This window comes from Archangium sp. Cb G35 (genome assembly GCF_001896145.1).
Classification (GTDB): domain Bacteria; phylum Myxococcota; class Myxococcia; order Myxococcales; family Myxococcaceae; genus Archangium; species Archangium violaceum.
The window spans coordinates 331,838-352,915 of the sequence record NZ_MPOI01000003.1; the positions used below are offsets into that span (position 1 = coordinate 331,838).

Annotated in this window: 11 protein-coding genes and 1 tRNA gene; 4 read left to right on the forward strand and 8 right to left on the reverse strand. The window is 66.8% G+C overall.

The window, feature by feature from the left end; all coding sequences use genetic code 11:
- The first annotated feature begins 23 nt into the window (after positions 1–23).
- The 4 genes from BO221_RS11910 (at position 24) to dbpB (ending at position 7,188) form a co-directional block, all read left to right on the forward strand.
- Positions 24–3,590: a DEAD/DEAH box helicase family protein gene (locus BO221_RS11910; protein WP_073560537.1), complete on the forward strand. Its 3,567-nt coding sequence runs from the start codon at positions 24–26 to the stop codon at positions 3,588–3,590.
- A gap of 652 nt (positions 3,591–4,242) precedes the next feature.
- Positions 4,243–4,764: a hypothetical protein gene (locus BO221_RS56090; RefSeq protein WP_233165925.1), complete on the forward strand. Its 522-nt coding sequence runs from the start codon at positions 4,243–4,245 to the stop codon at positions 4,762–4,764.
- Positions 4,765–4,783: 19 nt separating this feature from the next.
- Positions 4,784–6,049: a tRNA-guanine transglycosylase DpdA gene (gene dpdA, locus BO221_RS11920; protein ID WP_073560539.1), complete on the forward strand. Its 1,266-nt coding sequence runs from the start codon at positions 4,784–4,786 to the stop codon at positions 6,047–6,049.
- Positions 6,034–7,188 carry a DGQHR domain-containing protein DpdB gene (dbpB, locus tag BO221_RS11925; RefSeq protein ID WP_073560540.1) on the forward strand — a complete coding sequence of 385 codons (1,155 nt, stop codon included), beginning with the start codon at positions 6,034–6,036 and terminating at the stop codon, positions 7,186–7,188. The genes dpdA and dbpB overlap by 16 nt, the downstream gene beginning before the upstream one ends.
- Positions 7,189–7,237: 49 nt before the next feature.
- Here the strand turns inward: dbpB and BO221_RS11930 are convergent, their stop codons facing one another.
- The 8 genes from BO221_RS11930 to BO221_RS11965 all read right to left on the reverse strand — a co-directional run bounded on the left by BO221_RS11930 (position 7,238) and on the right by BO221_RS11965 (position 21,054).
- A complete protein-coding gene (locus tag BO221_RS11930; protein ID WP_073560541.1) occupies positions 7,238–8,743 on the reverse strand; it encodes a S16 family serine protease in 1,506 nt (501 codons plus the stop codon).
- Positions 8,744–8,999: 256 nt separating this feature from the next.
- Positions 9,000–10,082, reverse strand: a complete 1,083-nt coding sequence (locus BO221_RS11935) for a hypothetical protein (protein WP_073560542.1) — start codon at positions 10,080–10,082, stop codon at positions 9,000–9,002.
- A 31-nt stretch (positions 10,083–10,113) separates the two neighbouring features.
- Positions 10,114–10,875 (reverse strand): hypothetical protein, encoded by a 762-nt coding sequence (locus BO221_RS11940; RefSeq protein WP_073560543.1) that lies wholly within the window; start codon positions 10,873–10,875, stop codon positions 10,114–10,116.
- On the reverse strand, positions 10,872–11,987 hold the full coding sequence (locus BO221_RS11945) for a hypothetical protein (RefSeq protein WP_073560544.1): 1,116 nt from the start codon (positions 11,985–11,987) through the stop codon (positions 10,872–10,874). Before BO221_RS11945 ends, BO221_RS11940 begins: the two co-directional genes overlap by 4 nt.
- A 73-nt stretch (positions 11,988–12,060) precedes the next feature.
- Positions 12,061–13,923, reverse strand: a complete 1,863-nt coding sequence (locus BO221_RS11950) for a hypothetical protein (RefSeq protein ID WP_073560545.1) — start codon at positions 13,921–13,923, stop codon at positions 12,061–12,063.
- On the reverse strand, positions 13,913–20,143 hold the full coding sequence (locus BO221_RS11955; protein WP_143195402.1) for an ATP-binding protein: 6,231 nt from the start codon (positions 20,141–20,143) through the stop codon (positions 13,913–13,915). The genes BO221_RS11950 and BO221_RS11955 overlap by 11 nt, the downstream gene beginning before the upstream one ends.
- 390 nt (positions 20,144–20,533) lie before the next feature.
- Positions 20,534–20,767 (reverse strand): hypothetical protein, encoded by a 234-nt coding sequence (locus BO221_RS11960; protein ID WP_073560547.1) that lies wholly within the window; start codon positions 20,765–20,767, stop codon positions 20,534–20,536.
- 214 nt (positions 20,768–20,981) lie between these two features.
- Positions 20,982–21,054: transfer RNA gene (locus BO221_RS11965), tRNA-Phe, on the reverse strand.
- Positions 21,055–21,078 lie beyond the last annotated feature (24 nt).

Below are 21,078 nucleotides of genomic sequence, written 5' to 3' on the forward strand. Positions count from 1 at the left end.
ACAGGTGAGATACGGTGCCGCGCGTGAGCTCCCCCTTCCTGAAAGTGCCCGAAGCCGAATGGGTGGCCTCCAACGCACTGGCCTTCGCCATCCGGGACCGGTTCCCGGTGAGCCCGGGACACACACTCGTGATTCCGCGCCGGCCGGTGGCCACCTGGTTCGACGCCACACCCGAGGAACAACGGGCCCTCTTCGAATTGGTGGACGAAGTGAAGCGCGGGCTGGACTCGAGCTCCCGGCCGCCGGACGGCTACAACCTGGGCATCAACGTGGGCGCGGCGGCGGGACAGACGGTCTTTCACCTCCATGTGCATGTGATTCCCCGCTACCAGGGAGACATGGCGGACCCACGCGGCGGAGTGCGCCACGTGATTCCGGGCAAGGGCAACTACCTGACGGCCTCGGTGAAGCCCCTGTCCACGGGAGGCCTGGAGGATCCCTTCCAGCGGCACCTGGATCCGCTGTTCGCGCGAGCCACGGATGTGGCGGTGCTGGCCGCCTTCGTGCAGGACAGCGGGCTGGAGGCGCTGCGCGAGCCAGTGGAGGCGGCGCTGGCGAGGGGCGCACGGGTGCGCATCCTCACCGGGGACTACCTGGCCATCACGCAGGCAACGGCGCTGCGCCGGCTGCTCGACTGGATGGACGAGAGCGCGGCACGGCGTGGGGCCGAGGAGCAACCCGAGACGCCCCGGGGTACCTTCGAAGCACGGGTCGTGGAAACGGAGAAGCTGGGGCGCTCGTTCCATCCGAAGTCCTGGCGTTTCGAGGGGCCGGGGCTCGCAGCGGCATTCGTGGGCTCGAGCAACGTGTCGCATGCGGCCTTGCGCACGGGCGTGGAGTGGAACCTGCGTGTCGAGCGCGACAGGGATCCACACGCCTGGCAGGAGGTGGTGGCGGCCTTCGAGAGCTGGTGGGCACGGGCGCTGCGCTTCGACGCGGCCTGGGTCGAACGGTACGCGGCCCGGGCACGGCGGATGGCCGGCCCGCCGCTGCCGGATGACGCGGAGGTGGAGGAGCTGGAACTCCCGCGCCAGCCCCATGAAGTACAGCGCGAGGCGCTCGAGGCCCTGGCACGGAGCCGGAACGAGAGGCGCCAACGGGCCCTCGTGGTGCTGGCGACGGGATTGGGGAAGACGCTGCTGGCGGCCCTGGACGTGGCGGCCTTCGAGAAGGCGCGGAAGCAACGGGCACGGGTGCTCTTTCTCGCGCACCGGGCGGAGCTCCTGGCCCAGGCGGCGGAGACGTTCCGGCGGCAGCTTCCCGAGTCACGCTTCGGCTGGTTCGTCGCGGACCAGTCGGACCTCGAGGGAGACGTGGTCTTCGCGTCCGTGCAGAAACTGTCGCGCCCTGACAGCCTCGCGAAGCTCCGGGAGTCGCCCCGCTTCGATTACGTCGTCGTGGATGAGGTGCACCACGCGGCGGCGGCGAGCTACCGGACCATCCTGGCGAGCCTCGAACCGGAGTTCCTGCTCGGGCTGACGGCGACTCCGGAACGCGCCGACGAGGGCGATGTGCTGGGCCTGTTCGACGATCACCTCGCCTACCGTGCGGACGTGGGCGAGGGCATCTCGCGAGGGCTGCTGGTGCCGTTCACGTACCACGGACTGAAGGACGACATCGCGTACGAGAACATCCCCTGGCGCAACCGGCGCTTCGACCCGGAGAAGCTCGCGGCGGCGGTGCAGACGGAAGCGCGCATGCAGCGGATGTGGTCGGCGTGGGAGGAGCACCGTGCGACGCGCACGTTGGTGTTCTGCTGCTCGGTGTCGCACGCGGATTACGTGAAAAGCTGGCTGAAGGAGCGAGGCGTCCGGGTCGTGGCCGTGTACTCGGCGAAGGGAACGGATGACCGGGCGGAGGCCCTGCGCCAACTGGCCGCTGGCGAACTGGACGCGGTCTGCGCGGTGGACCTCTTCAACGAGGGCGTGGACGTACCCGCCGTGGACCGGGTGGTGATGCTGCGTCCCACGGAATCGCCCGTGGTGTTCCTGCAGCAGCTCGGGCGCGGACTGCGCAAGGCCGAGGGCAAACCCACGGTCACGGTCATCGACTTCGTCGGCAACCATCGGATGTTCCTGGATCGGGTGCGCGCATTGCTGGCCCTGGCGGATGCGGGCGAGCGGCTGTCGCTGCGCGACTTCCTCGTGGATGGCAAGGAACCCGAGCTGCCTCCGGGCTGCTCCGTCCAGGTGGAACTGGAGGCCAAGGATCTGCTGGCCCGGTTGCTCCCGAACGGACGCAGCGAGGTGGAGCGGATCTACCTCGAGCTGCGGGAGACCTGGGAGCGGCGGCCCACGGCAGGTGAACTGTACCGGATGGACTACCGGCCATCGACGCTGCGTGGGCCGGAAGGAGGATGGCTGCGATTCGTCCAGGACCAGGGTGACCTGACGCAGGCGCAGTCCCGCGCCTTGGAGATGGGTGTGAAGTGGTTCGACGAGCTCGAGACCACGCCCATGACCAAGAGCTTCAAGATGGTCTCACTGGAGGCGCTCCTCGAAGCCGGAGCGTTGGCGGAGGGACTGCCGCTCTCACAGCTGGCCGAGCGCAGTCTGGCCATCCTGCGCCGCTCCCCGGAGCTGCTGAAGGACATCGAGGGGGTCAAGGCGCTGGGAGACGACTGGCGCAACCCGGAACCGAAATCCTTCCTCAAGTACTGGAACGACAACCCGGTCAAGGCGTGGACTGGAAGCCCCTGGTTCCGGAAGGAGGGCGACCAGTTCGTTCCACGCCTTCCCATCACCGAGGAGACGCGGGAAGCCTTCGTGGAACTCACGCGGGAGCTGGTGGACTACCGGCTCGCGCAGTACCGCGCCCGGCAGCGAACGGAGACCCTCGGGACGGCCTTCGAGGCCAGGATCCTCCGGAACACACGAGACCCCATCATCAAGCTGCCCTCACGCAAGCAGCGGACGGATCTGCCAGAGGGCGAAACGGACGTGAGACTGCCCGATGGCAGTCCCTGGCGCTTCCGGATGGCCAAGGAGTACTGCAACGTGGCGAGACCGGTGGGCACGGACCGCAATGTCCTGCCGGACCTGCTGCGGCGCTGGTTCGGCCCCACGGTGGGCCAGCCAGGTACCGCCTTCCGCGTCCGTTTCACGCCGGGCCCCGACGGATGGAGCGTGGCTCCCATCGAAGCGGAGGTGCTCTCCCTCCCCGCGCGGGGAACAATCGTGGCATTCCCGAGCCTGCGTGCCGCGGCCGGAGCGGTCATCCACTCGCTCGCACTGGAGAGCGCACCGGAAGCGGAGCAGGTGAACCTCCCGGTGCAGGCACGTGGAGAAGGGCTCTTCGCGATACGTGCGTCCGGCGACTCCATGGATGGAGGCGAGCGCCCGATTCGAGACGGTGACTGGCTCATCATGCGTTACGCCAGAGCCGCCGGGATTGGCGCGGTCGAGGGCCGGGTCGCGCTCGTGCAGGTGCCGGACTCGTCAGGCTACGGGTACCAGGTGAAGCGCGTCGTGCGCGAGGGCGACAGATGGATTCTGCGCTCCGACAACCCGGCACGGCCATCCTTCGAGGCGACGGAGGAGGTGGTTCCCATCGCCCTGCTCGTAGAGGTGATTCCGCAGACGTCTCCCTGAGGCGGCTGAACGAGCCATGGCCTGGGTCCAACACCTGCTGAGCACCCATCCTCCCGGGAGCATCCGTCAATCGGCTCTGCTATCTGGAGGGAACACCGAAGGGCTCGACCCAGTGGAGCGATACAGGCTGGGCCTTGTACCTCCTGCATGTTCTGGAGAATGAGTGACCTCCACGATCGATCTCCACATCATCGCGAGCTGCAGCGATCGGAAGCGCGCGCCTGTTCCCTCCGAGCTTCACCTGCGAACCATTCAGGCGGAGACTCCCGAATCCCGGGCCCAGCACTGGTGCAGCAGCCTTTACAACCATCCTCATCCCACGCGGCCCGCGCTGGAACTCTACGCGGGCGACCACTGGAATGTCGTTCTGGAGCTCCCTGCTCTGGCTTCACAGGCCGGGCTGCGACCACAGCTGTGGGTAGCTTCGGCAGGATATGGGCTCATCCCCGCGGATGCGGCCATCCGTCCATACTCGGCCACGTTCACCCGAGGTCATGCGGACTCCGTCATCCCCAGGGGAGAGTCCGGCCCCACGAGCGCGCTGCACCAACACTGGTGGAAGGCACTTACCCGGGAACCCGGTCCAACCCCCGGGGCCCCACGTCACATCCACCAACTCGCAGAGACCGCGCCCCGTGCCCGCCTCCTGGTCGTGGCCTCATCCCCCTATGTCGCCGCGCTCGAGCAGGACCTGGCGCTCGCTGCACGCGCCCTGCGAAAACCCGAGTATCTTCTCATCGTCTCCAAACCCGGGCCCCTCTTCAGGGGTGTTCTGGAGCCCCATCAAGTTCCCTCGACTTCCCATCTCCAGCCCCTCCTGGGCGGGCCGCTCCAGTCGCTCCACGCGCGTGTCGCCCGGGACCTCCTCGAGCGCACCCGCGACGCAGGTGCCGAGGTAGACGCAACCCACGCCCGGGATTATTACGAGAGCCTCATCCGCCGCAGCGCGCCCCCCGTTCGCTACGAGCGGACGCCCATGACGGATGACGAAGTACGCCGGTTCATCGAGCGGACGCCGCGCACGGAGAAATACCTCTGGAGCGCCACCCTGAAACAGCTGCGGGACAGCGGCCTCGCCTGTGAGCTGAAGCGCTTCAAACGGCTCTTCCACGAGGTCCAGCAGCGAGCGGACCAACAACACCAGAACCCTGCCGCGCAACCACGGCCCACCTGAACACCTGACGGACACCCGATTGAAGTTCTTTCTGCCAGACAGCCAGGATTTCGTCGATCCCACCTTCGATTTCGAGAGCGAGCGCCGCTCAGCCACCCGCCAGCGCCAACTCGACGACCTCTACGCCCACGAACTCTTCTCCACGCCCGCTTTCGACGGGCTGCTGGTCTCCAAGAGCATCGTCGATGGTTTCGGCACACTGGGCAGCCGCTACACGGCGGCCCAGCGCCACCGGCTGCTGCGACGCGGCGCCCCCGCGTTCTTCCGCCTGGACCGGGCCCCCCGCCCTCTCGAGCTCATGGGCGACTGCGGTGCCTTCACCTACGTGGCCGAGGAGGTCCCGCCGTACTCGGTCGACGAGGTGCTCGATTTCTACGAGAGCTGCCGCTTCGACATGGGCGTGTCGCTCGACCACGTCATCCTCGACTTCAAGCCCGCGGTGGACACACCGGGTTCCGCGGTGGGGCTCCCCGAGGCCGTCCGGGACAGGCAGAGGCTCACCCTGCAACTGGCCGAGGAGTTCCTTCACAAGCACAAGGCGGGGCGCCATTCCTTCGAGCCACTCGGAGTAGCCCAGGGCTGGAGCCCGAAGTCCTATGCCGCGGCGGTGAAGGCTTTACAGAAAATGGGCTACGGCTACATCGCGCTCGGCGGCATGGTGCCCCTCAAGACCCCCGAGATCCGCATGTGCCTGGAGGAAATCCAGACGGTGCGCAAGCCAAGCACCCGCCTGCACCTGCTGGGCGTGACGCGCACGGAGCACCTCGAGGAGTTCTCCCGCCTGGGGGTCGTCTCCTTCGACAGCACGTCCCCGTTGCGGCAGGCCTTCAAGGACGACCACGACAACTATTACTCGGACGAATTCAAGTACACGGCGATCCGCATCCCTCAAGTCGAAGGGAATCCCGGATTGCAGCGGAAGATCTCCTCCGGGCAGGTCTCCCAGGAGCAGGCGCGCCGGCTGGAGCGGGCCTGCCTGGAGGCCATGAAGCTCTTCGATGAGGGCCGACGCACGCCCGCTCAGGCCGTGGAGGTGCTCATGGAGTACGAGCGGTTCTACGATCCGGACACGAAGAAGAACCACGCCCCCGCCTACGAGAAGACGCTCCGTGATGCGCCCTGGCGCCGCTGCCCTTGCGAGGTGTGCCAGCGCCTGAAATACCACGTCATCCTCTTCCGGGGTGCCGAGCGCAACCGGCGGCGGGGCTTCCACAACATCTGGACGCTGTACCGGCAATTGGAGCGGCTCGGGCTGGACAGGGAAGAGACATGTCGAAAGAACTGAAACTTCCCGCCGTGGAAGTGCAGCAGTCCCCCGGACGCAAGCTGTACTCCTTCGCGGTGGATGGAAAGCTGATCCACCGCTTCGCCACCATCTCGCGCGTGAGCCGTCACGAGAAGGGTGGCCTGCATGGCTATCAGCGGCCCGAGGTGCTCTCGCATATCGAGGAGATCCGCAACTACCTCGAGGGCCCCTCGCCGATGGTGCCCAACACCATCGTCCTGGCGTTCGATTCGCGTGTGCGCTTCGAGCCGGCGAAGGGCAGCTCCCCCACGGACTACGCGCGCCCGGGCTTCATCACCATCCCGCTGGAGGAGAACCTCCCCGACGAGCGCAAGCCGGGCTTCATCGTGGACGGCCAGCAGCGCCTGGCTGCCATTCGCGAGGCGTCCATCGAGCGCTTTCCCATCTGCGTGACGGCCTTCATCACCAACGACGTCAGCGAGCAGACGGAGCAGTTCATCCTCGTCAACTCGACCAGGCCCCTGCCCAAGGGACTCATCTACGAGCTGCTCCCCAAGACAACCGTCCAGCTGCCGGCACACCTCAACCGGCGCCGGCTCCCAGCCCAGCTCATGGAGCGGCTCAACCTGGATATCAGCTCGCCCCTGCGCGGAATGATCCAGACTGCGACCCATCCGATGGGCATCATCAAGGACAACTCCATCCTCAAGATGCTCGAGAACAGCCTGAGCGATGGCGCGCTCTACAAGTTCAAGCAGCCGGGGAGCATGGAATGCGATGTCGAGCCCATGCTGGAGCTGCTGCGCAACTACTGGACCGCGGTTGCCCGGGTCTTCAAGGCGGCCTGGGGGCTCCCGCCCAGGAAGTCGCGGCTCATGCACGGCGCGGGCATCGTCAGCATGGGGTTCATCATGGACACCATCAGCGATCGCCTCCACGACTCGTTCATCCCCACCGTCATCCAGTACGAGACGGACCTCCTGCCGCTCAAGGACAGATGCCGGTGGACCGCCGGTCACTGGAACTTCGGTGGCGGGCAGCAGCGCAAATGGAACGAGCTCCAGAACACATCCAGGGACATGGATCTGCTCGCCAGCCACCTCATCACTCAATACAAGAGCTTGGTGTGGAACCGGCCGGCGAAGGCCAGGAAGACCGCACGCGCCGCACGCCGCTGAGCAGTGAGCCCTCGAGAGCGGTGGCGCGTATCACCCGGGGAGGTGGGCCTCAGTAAGGGTACTCGCGCGAAAGCCGCTCTGCTCGAAGGAGGGGGTCATCGAGACCGGTGAGCAGCCGCACAATCGGCGCCCGCTCCTTCTCGAGAATCCGCTCCAGCACCGGAATGGGATTGCCTCCCGTTTCCAGGATCTCGTCGAGCCGTGCGAAGAGAGCGCTGGGGTACCGTTCCGCCCGATACAGCTCTTGGCGCGTCTCCTGCGCCTCGTGTGCGCGACCGAGCACCGCGAGGGCTCTGGCCCGCCACCGGTGCCGACAGTACTGGACGTGCTCCCGCGTGGCGCTCCAGGACACCTCCCCGTCCTCGAGGAAGGTGAGCGCATGCTGGGGGCGGCCGACCAGAACGTAGGCTCGCCCGAGTGCGAGGTGGAGGAAGGCGCGTGAGCCGGAATCCAACCGAGGGCTAGCCCGAAACTGCTCCACCAGCGATAGGACGGCTTCCTGTCTCGTGGGTTCCCCGAGAATGCCTATCACCCGGAGGAGCTCACAGAGAGCATGGGAGGACTCCTCGAATTGCCCAAGCTCCCGCCACGCCTCCACGGTCTCAAGCAGGAACACACGTGCATCCTCGTGGCGCCGGAGCGACACCAGTGCACGGCCGATGGCTCCGCGCAGGATGAGCTGGGGCTCGTAGCAGTCCAGTACCGAGGGCGGCAGGGAAGCTCGCGCCCGCTCCACGATCTCCTCCAGGTTCGCCGCCCCCTCGTCATTGGCGGCTTGAACCACCTGGGCGATGAGCTTGTCCCGTATCGGCCGGGGTAGTTGGCTCAGGAGCCCGTCGGGAGGCCAGTCCAGCGGCGCGGACTTGTGGCTGTGGCGCCGGGCCACTTGTCGTGCGGTTTGCGCCTCCATGAAGGCAGGCGCGTCCGGCATGAGCCGCTCAAGGACCCTGGTGGCTCCCCGTTCAACGGACTCCCAGTCCAGAATGGGTGAGCGTGCATCCAGGGCGAGGTGGAAGAGCTTTCGTGCCGCCCGCCGGAGCTGTTCCGGTTGGTTCAGACGCTCGGATAGGGTCTGGTAGTGCTCCCCGAAGAGTTCCTGGAAGACTTCACTCGCCGAGCATGCCCCCTGAACCTTCACCGGACTCCCGAGCTCCGCGAGCAGCTCCCTCGCCCTGGTGACCTGGGACTGCCCGACCAGGAGCCGCTTCAGTCCCAGCCCCGAGCCCGCCAGGATAAAGAGCTTGTCCTCAAGTCCCTCGACCGGACCCAGTCCGCCCGTGACGTCTACCGTGGCGGAGGCCACGAAATCGGAGGGCAGGGGCTCGTCCATGAGCAGCGAGGCCACGGCCAGGAGCATCGACAGTCCATAGGACGGGCCATCCAGGGAGTCATACCCACTGTGGCCGATCTTCGTGATGAGCTCCGCGCACCACACCTCCTGTCTCAGCAGGGGCTCCAACGACAGGATGAACGGGAGTCCCCGCGTCACGATCTGCTCGGAAATCCGCAGCGCCCTCATGGCTTCGGGCCGGAAGTCGCGCTCGAGCGGGGACAATCGGGCATGCAGTGGCTTCCTCCGCAACTTCCAGAGCGCTGCCCTGCGGGGCTCCGGGGCCGCAGAGACCAGGAGCGCTTCTCCAGGCCGTAAAGGCTCGGGGGGTGCCTTCACGAGTTCCAACGCGCTCGCCAACAGAGGGCCCTCGTGAGGCCAGCACCAGGGGTGCCGCAGTGCCTGTCGAACCGGCTCCCGGATGGAGAAGGTCGCGTGACAGGCTCCGGGCAGTTGGGTCCGGAGCCACTCCGGATGCTCGTCAGGCAACGGCAAGCTGACCCCACCACGCATCGGGTTCCTGCCAGGCGACGGCCCGCAGGCGCTCGTTTTCGCTCACATCCAACGTCGCCCAGAGCGATTCAAACTCCGAGGCATGGCGATCCAACTCCGCCAGCTTCCCTTCCAGGGACTTTCCCGTCTCGATGCATCTCAGGAGGAACAGGGCGCATTCCAGGTCATCCCGATCCAGTAGCCATTGGAGGCACTGTCTCGTCGCGGACTCGGGATCGACCAGGGCGTGGGATTGGAGGGTGGGGAGTTGCTGGCTCAGCTCATCCGCTTCCTCCATGGCGGAGGACTCCACCTGATGATGCACGCCCTGCTCCAATGCACGGAACCAGTCCACCGTCGCCTTCCTGGGACCCCATGAACCGGTGAGCGCGCGAGTGAGTGACTCGCGCAGCTCCTGGGAGTCTTCCGGCGACCAGAGACGGGCGACAAGGCCCGCGGCACAAAGCCGGCGGAGAGGCCATGCGGCGGAGGCCATCTGCTCGGATTCCGTCAACAGCCAGTTCTGGAGCCGGCCGCCCGCGGTGAGCGCACGGATGTCTGGTCTGGGAACGTCCGGAATCGGGGCGGCGCGCCACTTCTCGAGTGCATCGAGTGAGGCGGAGCTCGTGGGAGTGGAGGCCTCCAACAGCTCGATGTTCCCCTCCTGGCAACCGAGGATGCAAACACAGGTGCTACCTTCCAGGCGCACGAAGGTGGGCCCCTGACGGGAATCGAGAACGAGCGAGGCCCCCTCATCCAGCCACTCGTGCGCTCCAAATGGCTTGGAGCCCCGGACAGCTCCGGCTTCGAGGAGGACAATGAATGGATCGGACAGCCAGCGACGGAGCTGAAGGCCTGGGAACCGCTCGGCCAGACCCTCCAGTTGGATCTGATTGAAGACAGGTGCGGTGCGCAGGAGATCCGCCAGACTTCCCGAACGAGGCATTTCGGATGCGGTGGCGCGTCCTTGTGCCACGGGAGCATTGGGAGCGAGATCGCTGGCGACCGGAATCAACTCCGTATCGAGTTCGAGGCCGAGCTCCGCGAGGACTTTCGAGGTGAGCTGTTTCATGAGGACTCCTCCGCGAACCATCCGAGACCCATTATGGGGATTTGCCATGCGCGACGCCCGCCACGGAATCCGACTGACATCTGTTCAAATTCGCGATGAGTTGGCGGGCCAGCATGGCATCGTCCGGTGACAACAGTCCTTCCTGGTTCATGACATCCACGGTCAGCAGCAGGCTCTTGCGCAGCCGGCTATGGTTCTGATGGATGCGCTGTTGCGCTGCCTTGCGCTCGCTCTGAGACGTAGATGCGGTAACGCCTTCGTCATTCCGCAAGAGTTCCTGCATGGTGGCATCTTCGAATGCCAGGCCCCGTACCTGGGCCCATGTATGAGTAAGTTCCTTACGGAAGCGCGGTGCGCGCCGGGAATACAGCTCCTGGTAGACCCGCTCCAGGAGCTTCCGGTTGTCGGTGAGCGACAAGGCCGCGTCGGATGAGGGGGGAGTGGACGCCAGGCTAGCGCTGTCGGCCTGTTCCTCCAGAGCGAGCTGCTCGTGCCGGTTGCGCCTGCGCTGCTCGTCGATCCAACGGTTGCGCAGCATGGCCTTCAGGTAGCGCCTGCACTCTCCCTCGCTCCTCGTAACGACTGGCAGCGGGCTCTTCTCCAGGATTTTCAGGGCGACTGCGTTGATGACATCGTCCCGGTCCTGCTGGGGGATGTTCAGGCTCTTTCCGGTGCTCTGGACGATGAAATCCTCGCTCGCGAGCTCTTGGAGCTGGGCATAGAGCTGCCCCCAGACCTCCTGGCGCCGAGGGGATCCCGGAGATATGTCGAGCAGCAGCTGGACTAGGCTCATGTCTCTCCCCCTGTACGCTTCCGGGCTTCCAACGCTGACAGCCAGAGCCTGGCCTCGTCCACGGCCCAGGCCGGCTGTACGCCCGAGAGGCCGGGGAGCGGCTGGCCGGTGAACGCCGCCTCGAGAAACGCGCGGGGGGCGCCGTTGGCGGAGACCGTGGGCAGGGGCTGGCCGCTGAGGGGGTCGGGTAACTCCACGGCGACTCCCGTCGACTTCCAGAACCCCTGCGCCAGCACCTCCCAGGAGCGGGGCGTGAGCTGGACGCGGAGCTGGTTCATGAGGTGATCGGCCAGGACCAGACCAGGATGTACGGACACACTGGAGTAATCCTCGGGAGGGACGACGACCGTGTGGATGGGAGTGCCGATGCCCGAGATGCGCAACGCCTCGTTGAACGCTTGGTGGACATCCGCTCGCGTGAGGGAGGTACGCCCACCGGTCGGCCGAAGTACATGCCGTGTCGCGGTCCTGATGCTCAGGTACACGGGCTTCTGGAAGGAGCGAAGCAGCGCGATGGTCCGCTGGAAGAGCGCCACGAGAAGGTTCAGGTACCGGTCGGTGAACGGCCCGGGCACGGCCCCCATGGACTCGGCGGCCGCCACGGTCAGGCACCCTCCCGAGTAGAGTCGGCTGAGCTCCTCCAGCAGTCGCTTCATCCTGCCCTGGGCCGTCCAACGCACCGCCTGGAGCGCGTCGCTGGCCTCGGCCCGCATGCGGAGCCAGGTGTCGCAGCGCACCAGGGCTGGGAGCTTCGGTCGCGGCGGCGCCTGCCCCGGCACCACCGCCAGCTCCGGGGGCAGCCCGGCCTCCGCGAGCACCCGTTGCTCCGCCCGGGTCAGCGGCTCCTCGAACTCGCGCGGGACCTCCGCCCGGCGAGCCGGAGACAGGCTACGCCAGCCCACCAAGTGGCAGGAGAGCCGGTGGAGTTCGGTGGCGTGAGGTGGGTAGGGCAGGTGCGGATACACCTCTTCCAGCTTCGCACGGAGCACCTGGGCCAGACGGAAGGAGTCCGCCTCCTGGAGGAGAAGGCCGCCCACGCAGACGTGCTCATTCGGGGTGTCGAAGTCGCCGGACTCGTCGATGCTCAACACCCACTTCACCTGAGCGTCCAATCGTTCCGACCTCCTCACCCACGTGACACGGCCTGTCACTGCATCGCATACCCGGGCTTCGAATATCCAGGGTTCACGGCTGGAGCTGCGCGGCGACCAACTGGTCCGGCCAGAGGAAACGGTCCCCATCCGGAACGGAGAGCCCCCAGCCTCTGGCCGTGAGCTCCAGCACCTGCGAGGCCAGCTCCCGCGCATGAACCACCTTCTCCTGGTTCACGATCGCGGGAGCATGGTTGACGCGCGTGCGGAGGGTGAAGGCATTGTTCAATTCGTCCATGCGCAGGGTGCGCATTCCCGACAGATCCAGGGCCCGGCAGGCGAGGATCATCTCCAGTCCTCCATGCAGCTCATCGGGCAGGGCGGTGGGAAGCCGGTCCCGGTCCCGCCCACAGCGGCGGGCGTCCTCCTGGTACTGAGAGAGCGCATCGGAGGGGCGAGCGTCCTGGGGAAGCGGCTGACCCTTCCGCCAGCCCCGCTTCGTGAGCTGGGCCTGCGTGGCCGACTCGATCACCACCATGAAGTCCTTGAAGGCATCCGCCCACCGCTGGAGGCGTTCACGCCGCCGGGCGCGCGCGAACTCGAGCGCGAGGCGGTCCAGGATGAGGCTCTTGCTCTCCTTGTCATAGAACCTCGGAAGGTCCTCGATCCGCACCACCTTCTTCCAGAAGTCCACGAGGGCACGCGCCTCGTCGTCCAGCCCGTCACCGAGCGACTCGAGCCCGGCAATGGCCTGTTTGTAGTCCGCGTTGATGGCCCCTTCGAGCGCATGGGCCACCCCCTTGAGGCGATTCACGGATTGGCGCTTTCCCTCTCCCAGGGCGTCCCCGTCTTCCACTGCGTGCAGGAGTTCCAGGGCTACTGCCGGGTTTCCCTCCCGGATGAGCCTCACCACGCGATCGAAACGCAGCTCGGAGGAATTGGCGGCCTTGAGCGCCATCTGCTTGATGCGTTCACCTTCCACGTGGGCTCGCAGGGGCGAGTCGAAGATCTCGACCCGCTCCTTGGAGTTGGAGTACGGACGGAGGCTGTAACGGGCCCAGTCATGACGCAGGATGAGGCTCACGTGCTCCGGCGGGTTGTCCAGGCCCATCAAGGACCGCTGCAGCACCTGCTGGCTGTGCGTGTCCAACCGCTCCCAGAACTTCTGCGCCTCCCGCGCGAGGTCGGCGCAGGCGCTGAACTTCAGCAGATTCGCCAGGTCATCCCGCTGGCGCTTGACCAGCGACTCCAGCAGCCGAAGGCCCTTCTGGACCCGGTATTCAGCGAAGCCGTACTCCCGGACCACGAGGTTGGCAGCCTCGTCCGACGCAAGCAATGAAGTGTCGCGCCAGGCGGACGCGACGTCGCCGAGGCTGACAGGGTGGGGCTGGCGCGTGGTGAAGTTGTTCGCGAAGTGCGAGACGCCGGTGAGCGACTTGCGGAGATCCTTGTAGCTGGTGACGAAGCAGTACACTCCTGCCTCCGGCAGGATGTCCCGCAGCGCCTCGAAGCAGCTGTCGAGCTCGATGTGCGTGGTCTCGACCGCATCCAGGTGCTTGAAGAACAGCACCAGCCGGGCAACGGGGCGCAACTCCCGGAGCGCGTCGCGCAGGGCCTCCTGACGCAGGAAGAGCGCCTGCTGGTGGGCAATGCCCTGCAGCCGTTGCACCACCTCCAATGGGGCCACCGCCTTCACGCGCTCGAGGATGCGGTTGCCCAGGTGTTGGAAGAAGTCCTCCGGTTGGCGTGGCGACGTGGACACGTCGATCACGACCCAGTGCTCCCGCTCCACCGGAAGCTCCACGGCGGCGTGCTGGGCGAACTCGAAGCGGCCGCTCAGGGGACACCCGTAGATCACAGCGCCGCCGGCGTCCTCGGCGGCGACCGTGAGGCCCAGGTCCGAAGCCGCTGTCCGGTTCTCCTGGGAAAGGAGCTGGGGCAGTTTCTCAGGAGACATGGTTCAGGTGCCGCAGGGCGAGTTCCTTCGTCACGGCCGGGGAATAGTCGTACTTCGTCTGGACCAGTCTCCGCACGAGCGGGAAGCGGATGCGGTAGTACAGCCGCCCGTTCTCGTCCTCGATGACGATCATCTTGTACGTGTCGAGCAGCTTGCACAGGCCCATCACCCGGGAGCGGGACAGCCGGGTGCCCACCTGCTCCTCCGACTGCTGCAGCACGTCCTCGAAGCGGACGCGAGGCTCCTCGTCGGTGGTGCGCCGCGCGATGAGCGAGAGCAGGTACTCCAGCAGCGGGTGGTCCGGATGGTCCTTGATGGGTTCGAGCACCTTGTCGTAGGGCGCGGGCGCCTCGGCGATGCTGTCCGAGGGCAGGCTGCGCCGCACGGCCTCGCGCACGTGCCAGCGGCTGACGAGGTCGGAGGGGCGCTCCAGCAGCACGTTGCACAACCGGCTTCCCAGCAGCTGCACGAAGAAGGGGAAGCCGCCGGTGACCTCATACACCTCGCGCAGCGCGGCCTGGGTGATGGTGATGGGCCGGCCGGCCAGCGTGGCGAAGGGGGCGGTGAGGAGCTTGGTGCACTCCTCGCGAGACATGCTGTGCACCGGCAGCTGGGTGATGCTGCCGAGGAGCGGGTTCTGGTAGTCCTCGAACATGGAAGCGCAGCGGTCGGAGCCGGACAACAGCCACCGGAAGGAGCGCAGTGGACCGCCTCCCGGAGACAGCAGCGAGCGCATCATGTTGAAGAAGTCGTAGACGTACTGCCGTGACTCCGCCTTCTCCCAGTAGTTGACGAGGTAATCGAGCTCGTCCACCACCACGATCATCGGATTGGGCTCTACCTGCCGGGCGACCTCCTCCAGCATTCCCCGGAGCAGGTCCGAGGGGAACCGGGAGTCACTGAACTCCTTGTGGACCTGCTCCTTCCACTGGAAGCCCTTGTAACCGAGGAGCGAGTACAGCGCGCTGCCCTCCGCGCTGCCTTCCAGGATTCGGGTGGCGAGGAAGGAGCACATCCGCCAGGGCGCCAGGGAGAGCTGCTGGTTGTCCCCCTGGCCGCTGTACTGCTTGAAATCAACGAAGGCGGTGACGGCGCCCTGCTCGCGGGCCCGGTCCAGGAAGACGCGGGCCAGCGAGGTCTTGCCGATGCGGCGCATCCCCCGGAGCACCAGGCCCTCTGGCAGCTCCTGCTCCAGCAGGCGGAACTGGAGCTCCTCCAGCTCGCGATCGCGGCCGAAGAAGTTCCGGCCGACCTTGATGACCTCGTTTCCGGACTCGCTGAAGAGCTGCTTGAGGGTCCGGCGTTCGAGGACGGGAATGGCCGCCTTGGAGCGCTTCGGGATGATGACGTTCAGCAGCTTCTCGTAGGCCCGGTCATCATGACCGCGGTAGGTGATCCGCAGACCCAGGGCGGTGGTGCTGCTCTCGTCCGCCGCTCGGAGCCGCCCCTTGATCTGGCTGATGGAGGTCTGCCGCGGGTTGAGCAGCTCGTCGATCACCAACGGCTCGTCCTCGCCCACGAGGATCTGGCTCTGCGACTGCGAGACGATCCGCATCCCATGAATGATGTCGCTGCCGCGGTTCTCTAGGGCCAGCACGAAGTCCACCGCCGTGCCGTCCACGGTCGCATGCGTCTCCTCCAGGAAGACGTGAAGCTCGGGAGGATCACTGGGGACGTTCATCTCCACGAGCGCCTGCTGGATGCCGTGGAGGGTGGCCGCGAAGGACTTGCCGTGGTTGTTGCGCTGGGCGACCAGGAGCAGCCGCAGGAGCTGATCGCGCTGGGCGGCGCGCTGCGCCCCAATGGAGCGGCCGAACGTGGACAGGTTGCGCCGGATGAGGTTCCAGGTCTGTTGCTCGCCGAGCGGCATCACCTCGTCGCTGCGTCCCGAACGCGCGAGGTGATCCAGCACATCCAGCGTCCACTCGTGGTCCTTCGCGACGTGGTTCGTGAGCAGGTAGCCGAGCTGCCGGCGGGCGTTGATGTCGGCCTCGGTGCGCAGCAACCCCGCCAGGCTCTCCGCGAGCCACCCGGGGTTCTCCTCCCACAGGGTCATGCGGCGCAAGCTGACCACCATCAGCGGCTCGCTATCGTCGGCAGGGAGTCCCCAGCAGACGCCCAGGAGGCGCGCCAGGTGGTCTCGCGCGGTGTCCGCCGCCAGGGCCGCCTTCATGTGCTCCGCCGTCGTGGAGCCGCTGCTCGTGCTCCGGGCCAGCCACTCGGCAGGGGCTCCGCGGTGCTCCTCCGGAATACGGGCGATGAGGTGGGTGCTCACCAGCAGCACCACCGCGTTCAATGGGTCCTCCGGCGGCCGCGGAGCTCCCACCTTCTTCTGCGCCCACTCACTCCCCCAGCGTCGCTGGAGAAAGAAGAGCACCTCGCAGCACTGGCGAGCCGCGTCGCTGTCACCCGCGTAGGCGTAGGCAAGGGCGCGGACCCGTGCGAGCTCCGCCAGGAATGCGGTGCGTTGGAGGCCACGGGGGACGGAGATCTCCGCGAGAATCTCGAGGCGGCGTGCCACCCCCGTGCGATCCGCACCACAGCTCGAGTACTCGCGCTGGAGCGCCGCGAAGCGCCCGGACTCCTGGATGCGAGGCGTCTCGGGAGGCTGGAGCAACGCCGCGAGCCCGGGGGGCTCGTCGCTGAGCGGTGCCTGGGCGAGCCGCTCCTTCGCCAGCTCCAGGGTGGAGGCCAGCGCATCCAACTCCGTGGCCGGGAGCAATCGCGCCTGGACGAGCAGGGGCTCGACGGCGGTGACGTCGAAGCAGTCCTGGCGCCGTTGAAGCATGTCCTGCTCTAGCCGCGTGAGCAGCTGCTGGAGCGTGGAACCACGCTCCGTGGGACCTTCTTCTCCGACCTCGGCGAAGTGGCCCGCCCGGTCCAAGAACGACTTGATGGCGCTCTTGCCCTGCGCGTCCTCTGGCGCCACGTCGTGATCGATCACCAACCGGAAGGCCTCGAGCGCCACGACGAAGCGTCTGTCCGCCAGGGCGGCCTTGCCCACCATGAGGCACCGCCGCGCCTGCGGGGATTGCAGCCGTCCTTCGTTCTCGAGCGCCACGATCTGGGTATGGAGCTTGTGCGCGGCGTTGAGGTTCTGCTCGGCCCGGTTGTTCACACCGACCTTCGCCTCGGACAACAGGCGCATCACCTCCTCGAGATCGATGTCTCCAGGCTCCTTCTCCTGGAGGCGCCGCCTCAAGTCGCTCACGAGCTGGGCGACCGGTGCGGCGTCGTACTCCTCGGCGGTCGCCTGCTCCAGCAGCTCGTCGGCGAGCGTGACGAGGGTTTTCAGCTCATTCAGCCGCCGCTCCTGATTGAACACCGCCAGTGCGTGGACGAAGGGCTGCTCCATGCCGGGCAGCAGCTGCGTGCACGCCCGCAGATCCCCCCGGCGCGCCGCGAAATAGGCCTCGATGACGCGCCGCTCCTTCTCGTCCACGCAGGCCACGACGATCCGCTCCAGCAGGTGGCGGGCGAGGAGCAACCGCTGGGCTCGCGTCTGGGCCCGTGGGGCCTCGAGTCCCCGCAGCAGGCCGGGCCGGGTGAACCACTCGGGCTCCCACTGCGGCTCGCCATCCATCATCTCGAGAGCTGCGTTGCCGGATACAGGTGCTGGCGCCAACCCGGCCAGGAGGCAGCGAGCCACCAGTGTCGTCTGGGACGACAGCATCGGCAGGTGCTGCATCAGCCGCTCGCGCGCACCGTTGTCCCGGGAGGGGGCCGTGAGTTCCGCCACCTTCGCCGCCTTCACATCCTGTAGTTTCTGCACGTAATGGGTGAGCTGGTCGGTGAACTTCTTGAACCGGCTCCCATCCGCCGTGGGATCTTCCTTGCCTCGTGCCTGTTCCCGTCTGACCGCGGCCCGCAGCCTCTTCTCACGCACATCTGGGAACTCCAACACCTCCAGCGCCTCAAGCGTCCGCGCCTGGGAGATAGCCTCCAGGAGCGAGCGCACCTGCTCGATGACGGTGTCCTCATGTTCGCGCAGGAAGTGATTGCTCCAGCGATCCTGGAGCCTCTGCGTCTCGGCGAACTCGGCACGCAGCTGCTCGGCGAGTTCCCCGGAGTGGTGCCTGAGTGCAGCGCTGGGAGAATGCTTGTGGGTAAGGGCATCGGCCAACAGCGCTGCGAGATCCGGCGGGTTTCCGGGCAGCGAGTGGATGAGCGCCGTCGCCCGGTTCGTGAGTTCCAGGTCGTCAGGAGCCGCGAGCGCCGCCTCGACCATCGCGAGCGCCCCCAGCCATGCGCGAGGCGTCGTGGGCAGGGGCTGTCCGGAGGGCTCCCAGCGAGGGACGAACGCCAGCAACCGGGCGCGAGCCGCGGCACCCTGGCTGGCCGTTTCCAGGTAGAGCGCATCCAGGATGGGGCCCACAACCGAGGTGACACCGAGGCAGTTGGCGAGAACGAAGGCGGCGGCGACTTCCCGCTCCTCGACCAGGGCCTGGCACAGGCGAGCAGCGGAGGCGAGCTGAAGCTCGCTCAGCTCGGCGCCTTTCCGGGTCTGCGTCCAGAGCCATCCGGCGACAGCGGCACGGCCCGACCGTGCGTTTGCGTCTCCTCCCTCCACGGGAATGAGCTCGAGGACCTTGTCGGCCTCGGCCGTGTTCGAGGCGAAGAGATACAGGCGCTCAAGATAGCGCAGCGGAGGCACCACGTCCGGGGAGCCGAGCACCGCCCACACGTCGGGCTTCTGTCCCCGCGAGGCATTCCGGAGGACATCGTCTTCCTCCAGGGTCGGACGGATGAGCGTGGGTTCCTCGCTGGAGACGGAACTCTCCGTCCTGGGTACCGCCTCCTCGAGGCGCTTCGCCTTGAGCCGGCCCTCGAGAACCTCCGACCAGCCCTCCAGGCGCTGGGCCTGGTCTTCGTGTTCCGCTGCGGTGGTCACCTTGACCGCATCAAGCGGAGTGATGTCGGGGAGCCCAGCCTCCGTCGCGTCCTTCCTGGCCTGCTCCGCCCGTCCGCGAGCCTCCGCCAGCCGCTGGCGTGCCGCAGTGAGGCGCTTGACGGCCTCGTCGAGGCGCGTGGTGAAGAGGTCCATGCTGCGGACCGCCTCATCGAGCCGGTGGGCCGCCAGGGCTTCTCGGGCCGTCTGGAGTGCCTCGGACGCCAGGGCACCGTCACCTCCCAGCAGGGAGCCGTCCAGCTTCGTGGTGGCCTGCCGGAGCCTCTGCCCAAGCTCGTCATGGCGGCGCCAGTGCTCCTCGAGGCGGGTCCGGAGCGAGGGCACCTCCGAGGCAAGAAGGTCCCGGAGGCCGAGGAAGTCCGCCGGAAGCGCCGGCTCCGGGGGGAGCGTGGAGTCCAGCTGGGCAAGGTGCTTGCGCAGCTCCCTCCAGCCGGCCACCGCCGCATCCACCGACGGCTGCACCCGGATGAGTGCATGACCACAGGACGTGAGGCTGTCCTGAATGCGGGACAGTACGGCCGAGGCCTCGGGCGTGCACGGAATGGCGGCATCCTTGAGGCGGAGCTGCAACTGCTCTCGCGTGTGCTCGAAAGCGGTGACCCGTTCCTCAAGCACCTGGATGGGCTGAACAAGCGCCCCGGCATCGATGGGGCTCACGGTGGTGGGCGCGGTGGCCCGCGCCAGGAGTGGAGCCGGCTCGGCGTGAGCTGTGACGTCCCTGTGTGGCTCCGCTCGAGGAAGTCGCTGGCCCGTGACGGACGGAGGCAGTGCCTTCTCCTCCTGCACTGCGGGCTTCGCCATTTCAGCCAGCGGGGGGAAATGCACGAGCAGGGGAGAGCGCGGCCCGGACGCCGGAGCAACAAGCGTGGTGCCGTGGGGCGAGGACTGGACCTTGAAGAACTCGTTGAACTGGGGTCCGAGTGACAGCAGGGGCCGGAGCAGCGCGGGTGCGTCGTCTGGCTGCAGAAGTCCGAAAGCCAGCACAAACAGCGCCAACTGCATCTCGGCGGAATGTACGGGGAGGATGCTCGTGGGTGAGAGCTTCTTCCATCGCTTCCTGACGTTCTTCTCGAACGCGGCCGGGTCCAGCACGGGGATGTAGTTCCTGATGCGCTCGGCCGGTTTGATGGTGTGGGTGTAGACGCTGCGTGCCTCCTGCTTCAGATGGAAATGGAGGCACAACTCGAAGCTGCACACCCGCGTACGGCCATGGTCACCCAGGAGCGTTGTCTCGCTCAGCTTCTTTCGGAATCCGGGATGATCGAGTTGCGACCGCAACGCCACCAACGGCGACTGAGAGGCGGAAGACATCCCCGCCGGAGCTTCTTGGAGCGCGAGGAGCCTGGAGATGTCGAGTTTCTCGTAGATGCGCCGGAGCAGGTTGGATCCCACAGCGGGAGGCAGAGGCCCGTCTGCCTTCAACGGGGCGTAGTCCGAGAAAAGTGGGTCGCTGGCACCAGGAGCCGCTGGGGCGTTGGCGGGTGACGGAGTGGTCCTCGGGTTCGCGCCCAATTCCTGCTTCCTCTCACTCATTCAGGCATCCAGGTCGTTCTGCGGACAGACTACCAGCGGGCCTGGAGCTAGCCCCAAGCGGTAGGGGGGTACGTCGGCCACCCCCTGAGTCTGACACCTCCGCCGTTCGGGACGGCTGGCGTCGGCCGAAGGTGCTTGCTTGTCTGCTTGGTGCACACCAACCCGCCCCTACCCCGCCCCCAGGCGCTTCCTGGACGACTCCTGCGACTGCTCCAGGGCGAACTGGAGAGTTCGGACGATGAGGTCCGGAACGGGATCCTCCCCCCGCTCGCAGGCATCCAGGACCCGACCCGTTTCGAGCAACATGAACCTGGGGATGGGCTCTGGTTCGACCATGTCGGAGAGCAACTGGGCCAGGGCCATGTAGTGGCATGGCTGCTTCTTCGAGGCGTCATTCGGCATGTTGTGGGCTCCAGCGAGAAGGGGGCGCGAACAGCCTCAAGACGCCGCTGGAGGATGGGCTCTGACAGCAACCGCTCAAGCTGCTCCGCCCGTTGCTCACCCGGTGGATGACACAGACCTTCCGGCCTTTCGCATCGAGGCGGATAAGCTTCGCGGGCAAAACAAAAAGGGCGTCAGACCGGAGTCTGACGCCCTGAAATCTCTTGAGTCTTTGTGCCCAGGGGCGGAATCGAACCACCGACACGGGGATTTTCAGTCCCCTGCTCTACCAACTGAGCTACCTGGGCGTGCTGCTCAACCGCTCGAAGTAA

Excerpts from the sequence above, each read along its gene's own strand:
- BO221_RS11950 (WP_073560545.1), bottom strand. The coding sequence starts at position 13,923 with ATGTCTCCTGAGAAACTGCCCCAGCTCCTTTCCCAGGAGAACCGGACA.
- BO221_RS11955 (WP_143195402.1), bottom strand. The coding sequence starts at position 20,143 with ATGTCTTCCGCCTCTCAGTCGCCGTTGGTGGCGTTGCGGTCGCAACTC.
- dbpB (WP_073560540.1), top strand. The coding sequence starts at position 6,034 with ATGTCGAAAGAACTGAAACTTCCCGCCGTGGAAGTGCAGCAGTCCCCC.
- BO221_RS11935 (WP_073560542.1), bottom strand. The coding sequence starts at position 10,082 with ATGAAACAGCTCACCTCGAAAGTCCTCGCGGAGCTCGGCCTCGAACTC.
- BO221_RS11940 (WP_073560543.1), bottom strand. The coding sequence starts at position 10,875 with ATGAGCCTAGTCCAGCTGCTGCTCGACATATCTCCGGGATCCCCTCGG.
- BO221_RS11960 (WP_073560547.1), bottom strand. The coding sequence starts at position 20,767 with ATGCCGAATGACGCCTCGAAGAAGCAGCCATGCCACTACATGGCCCTG.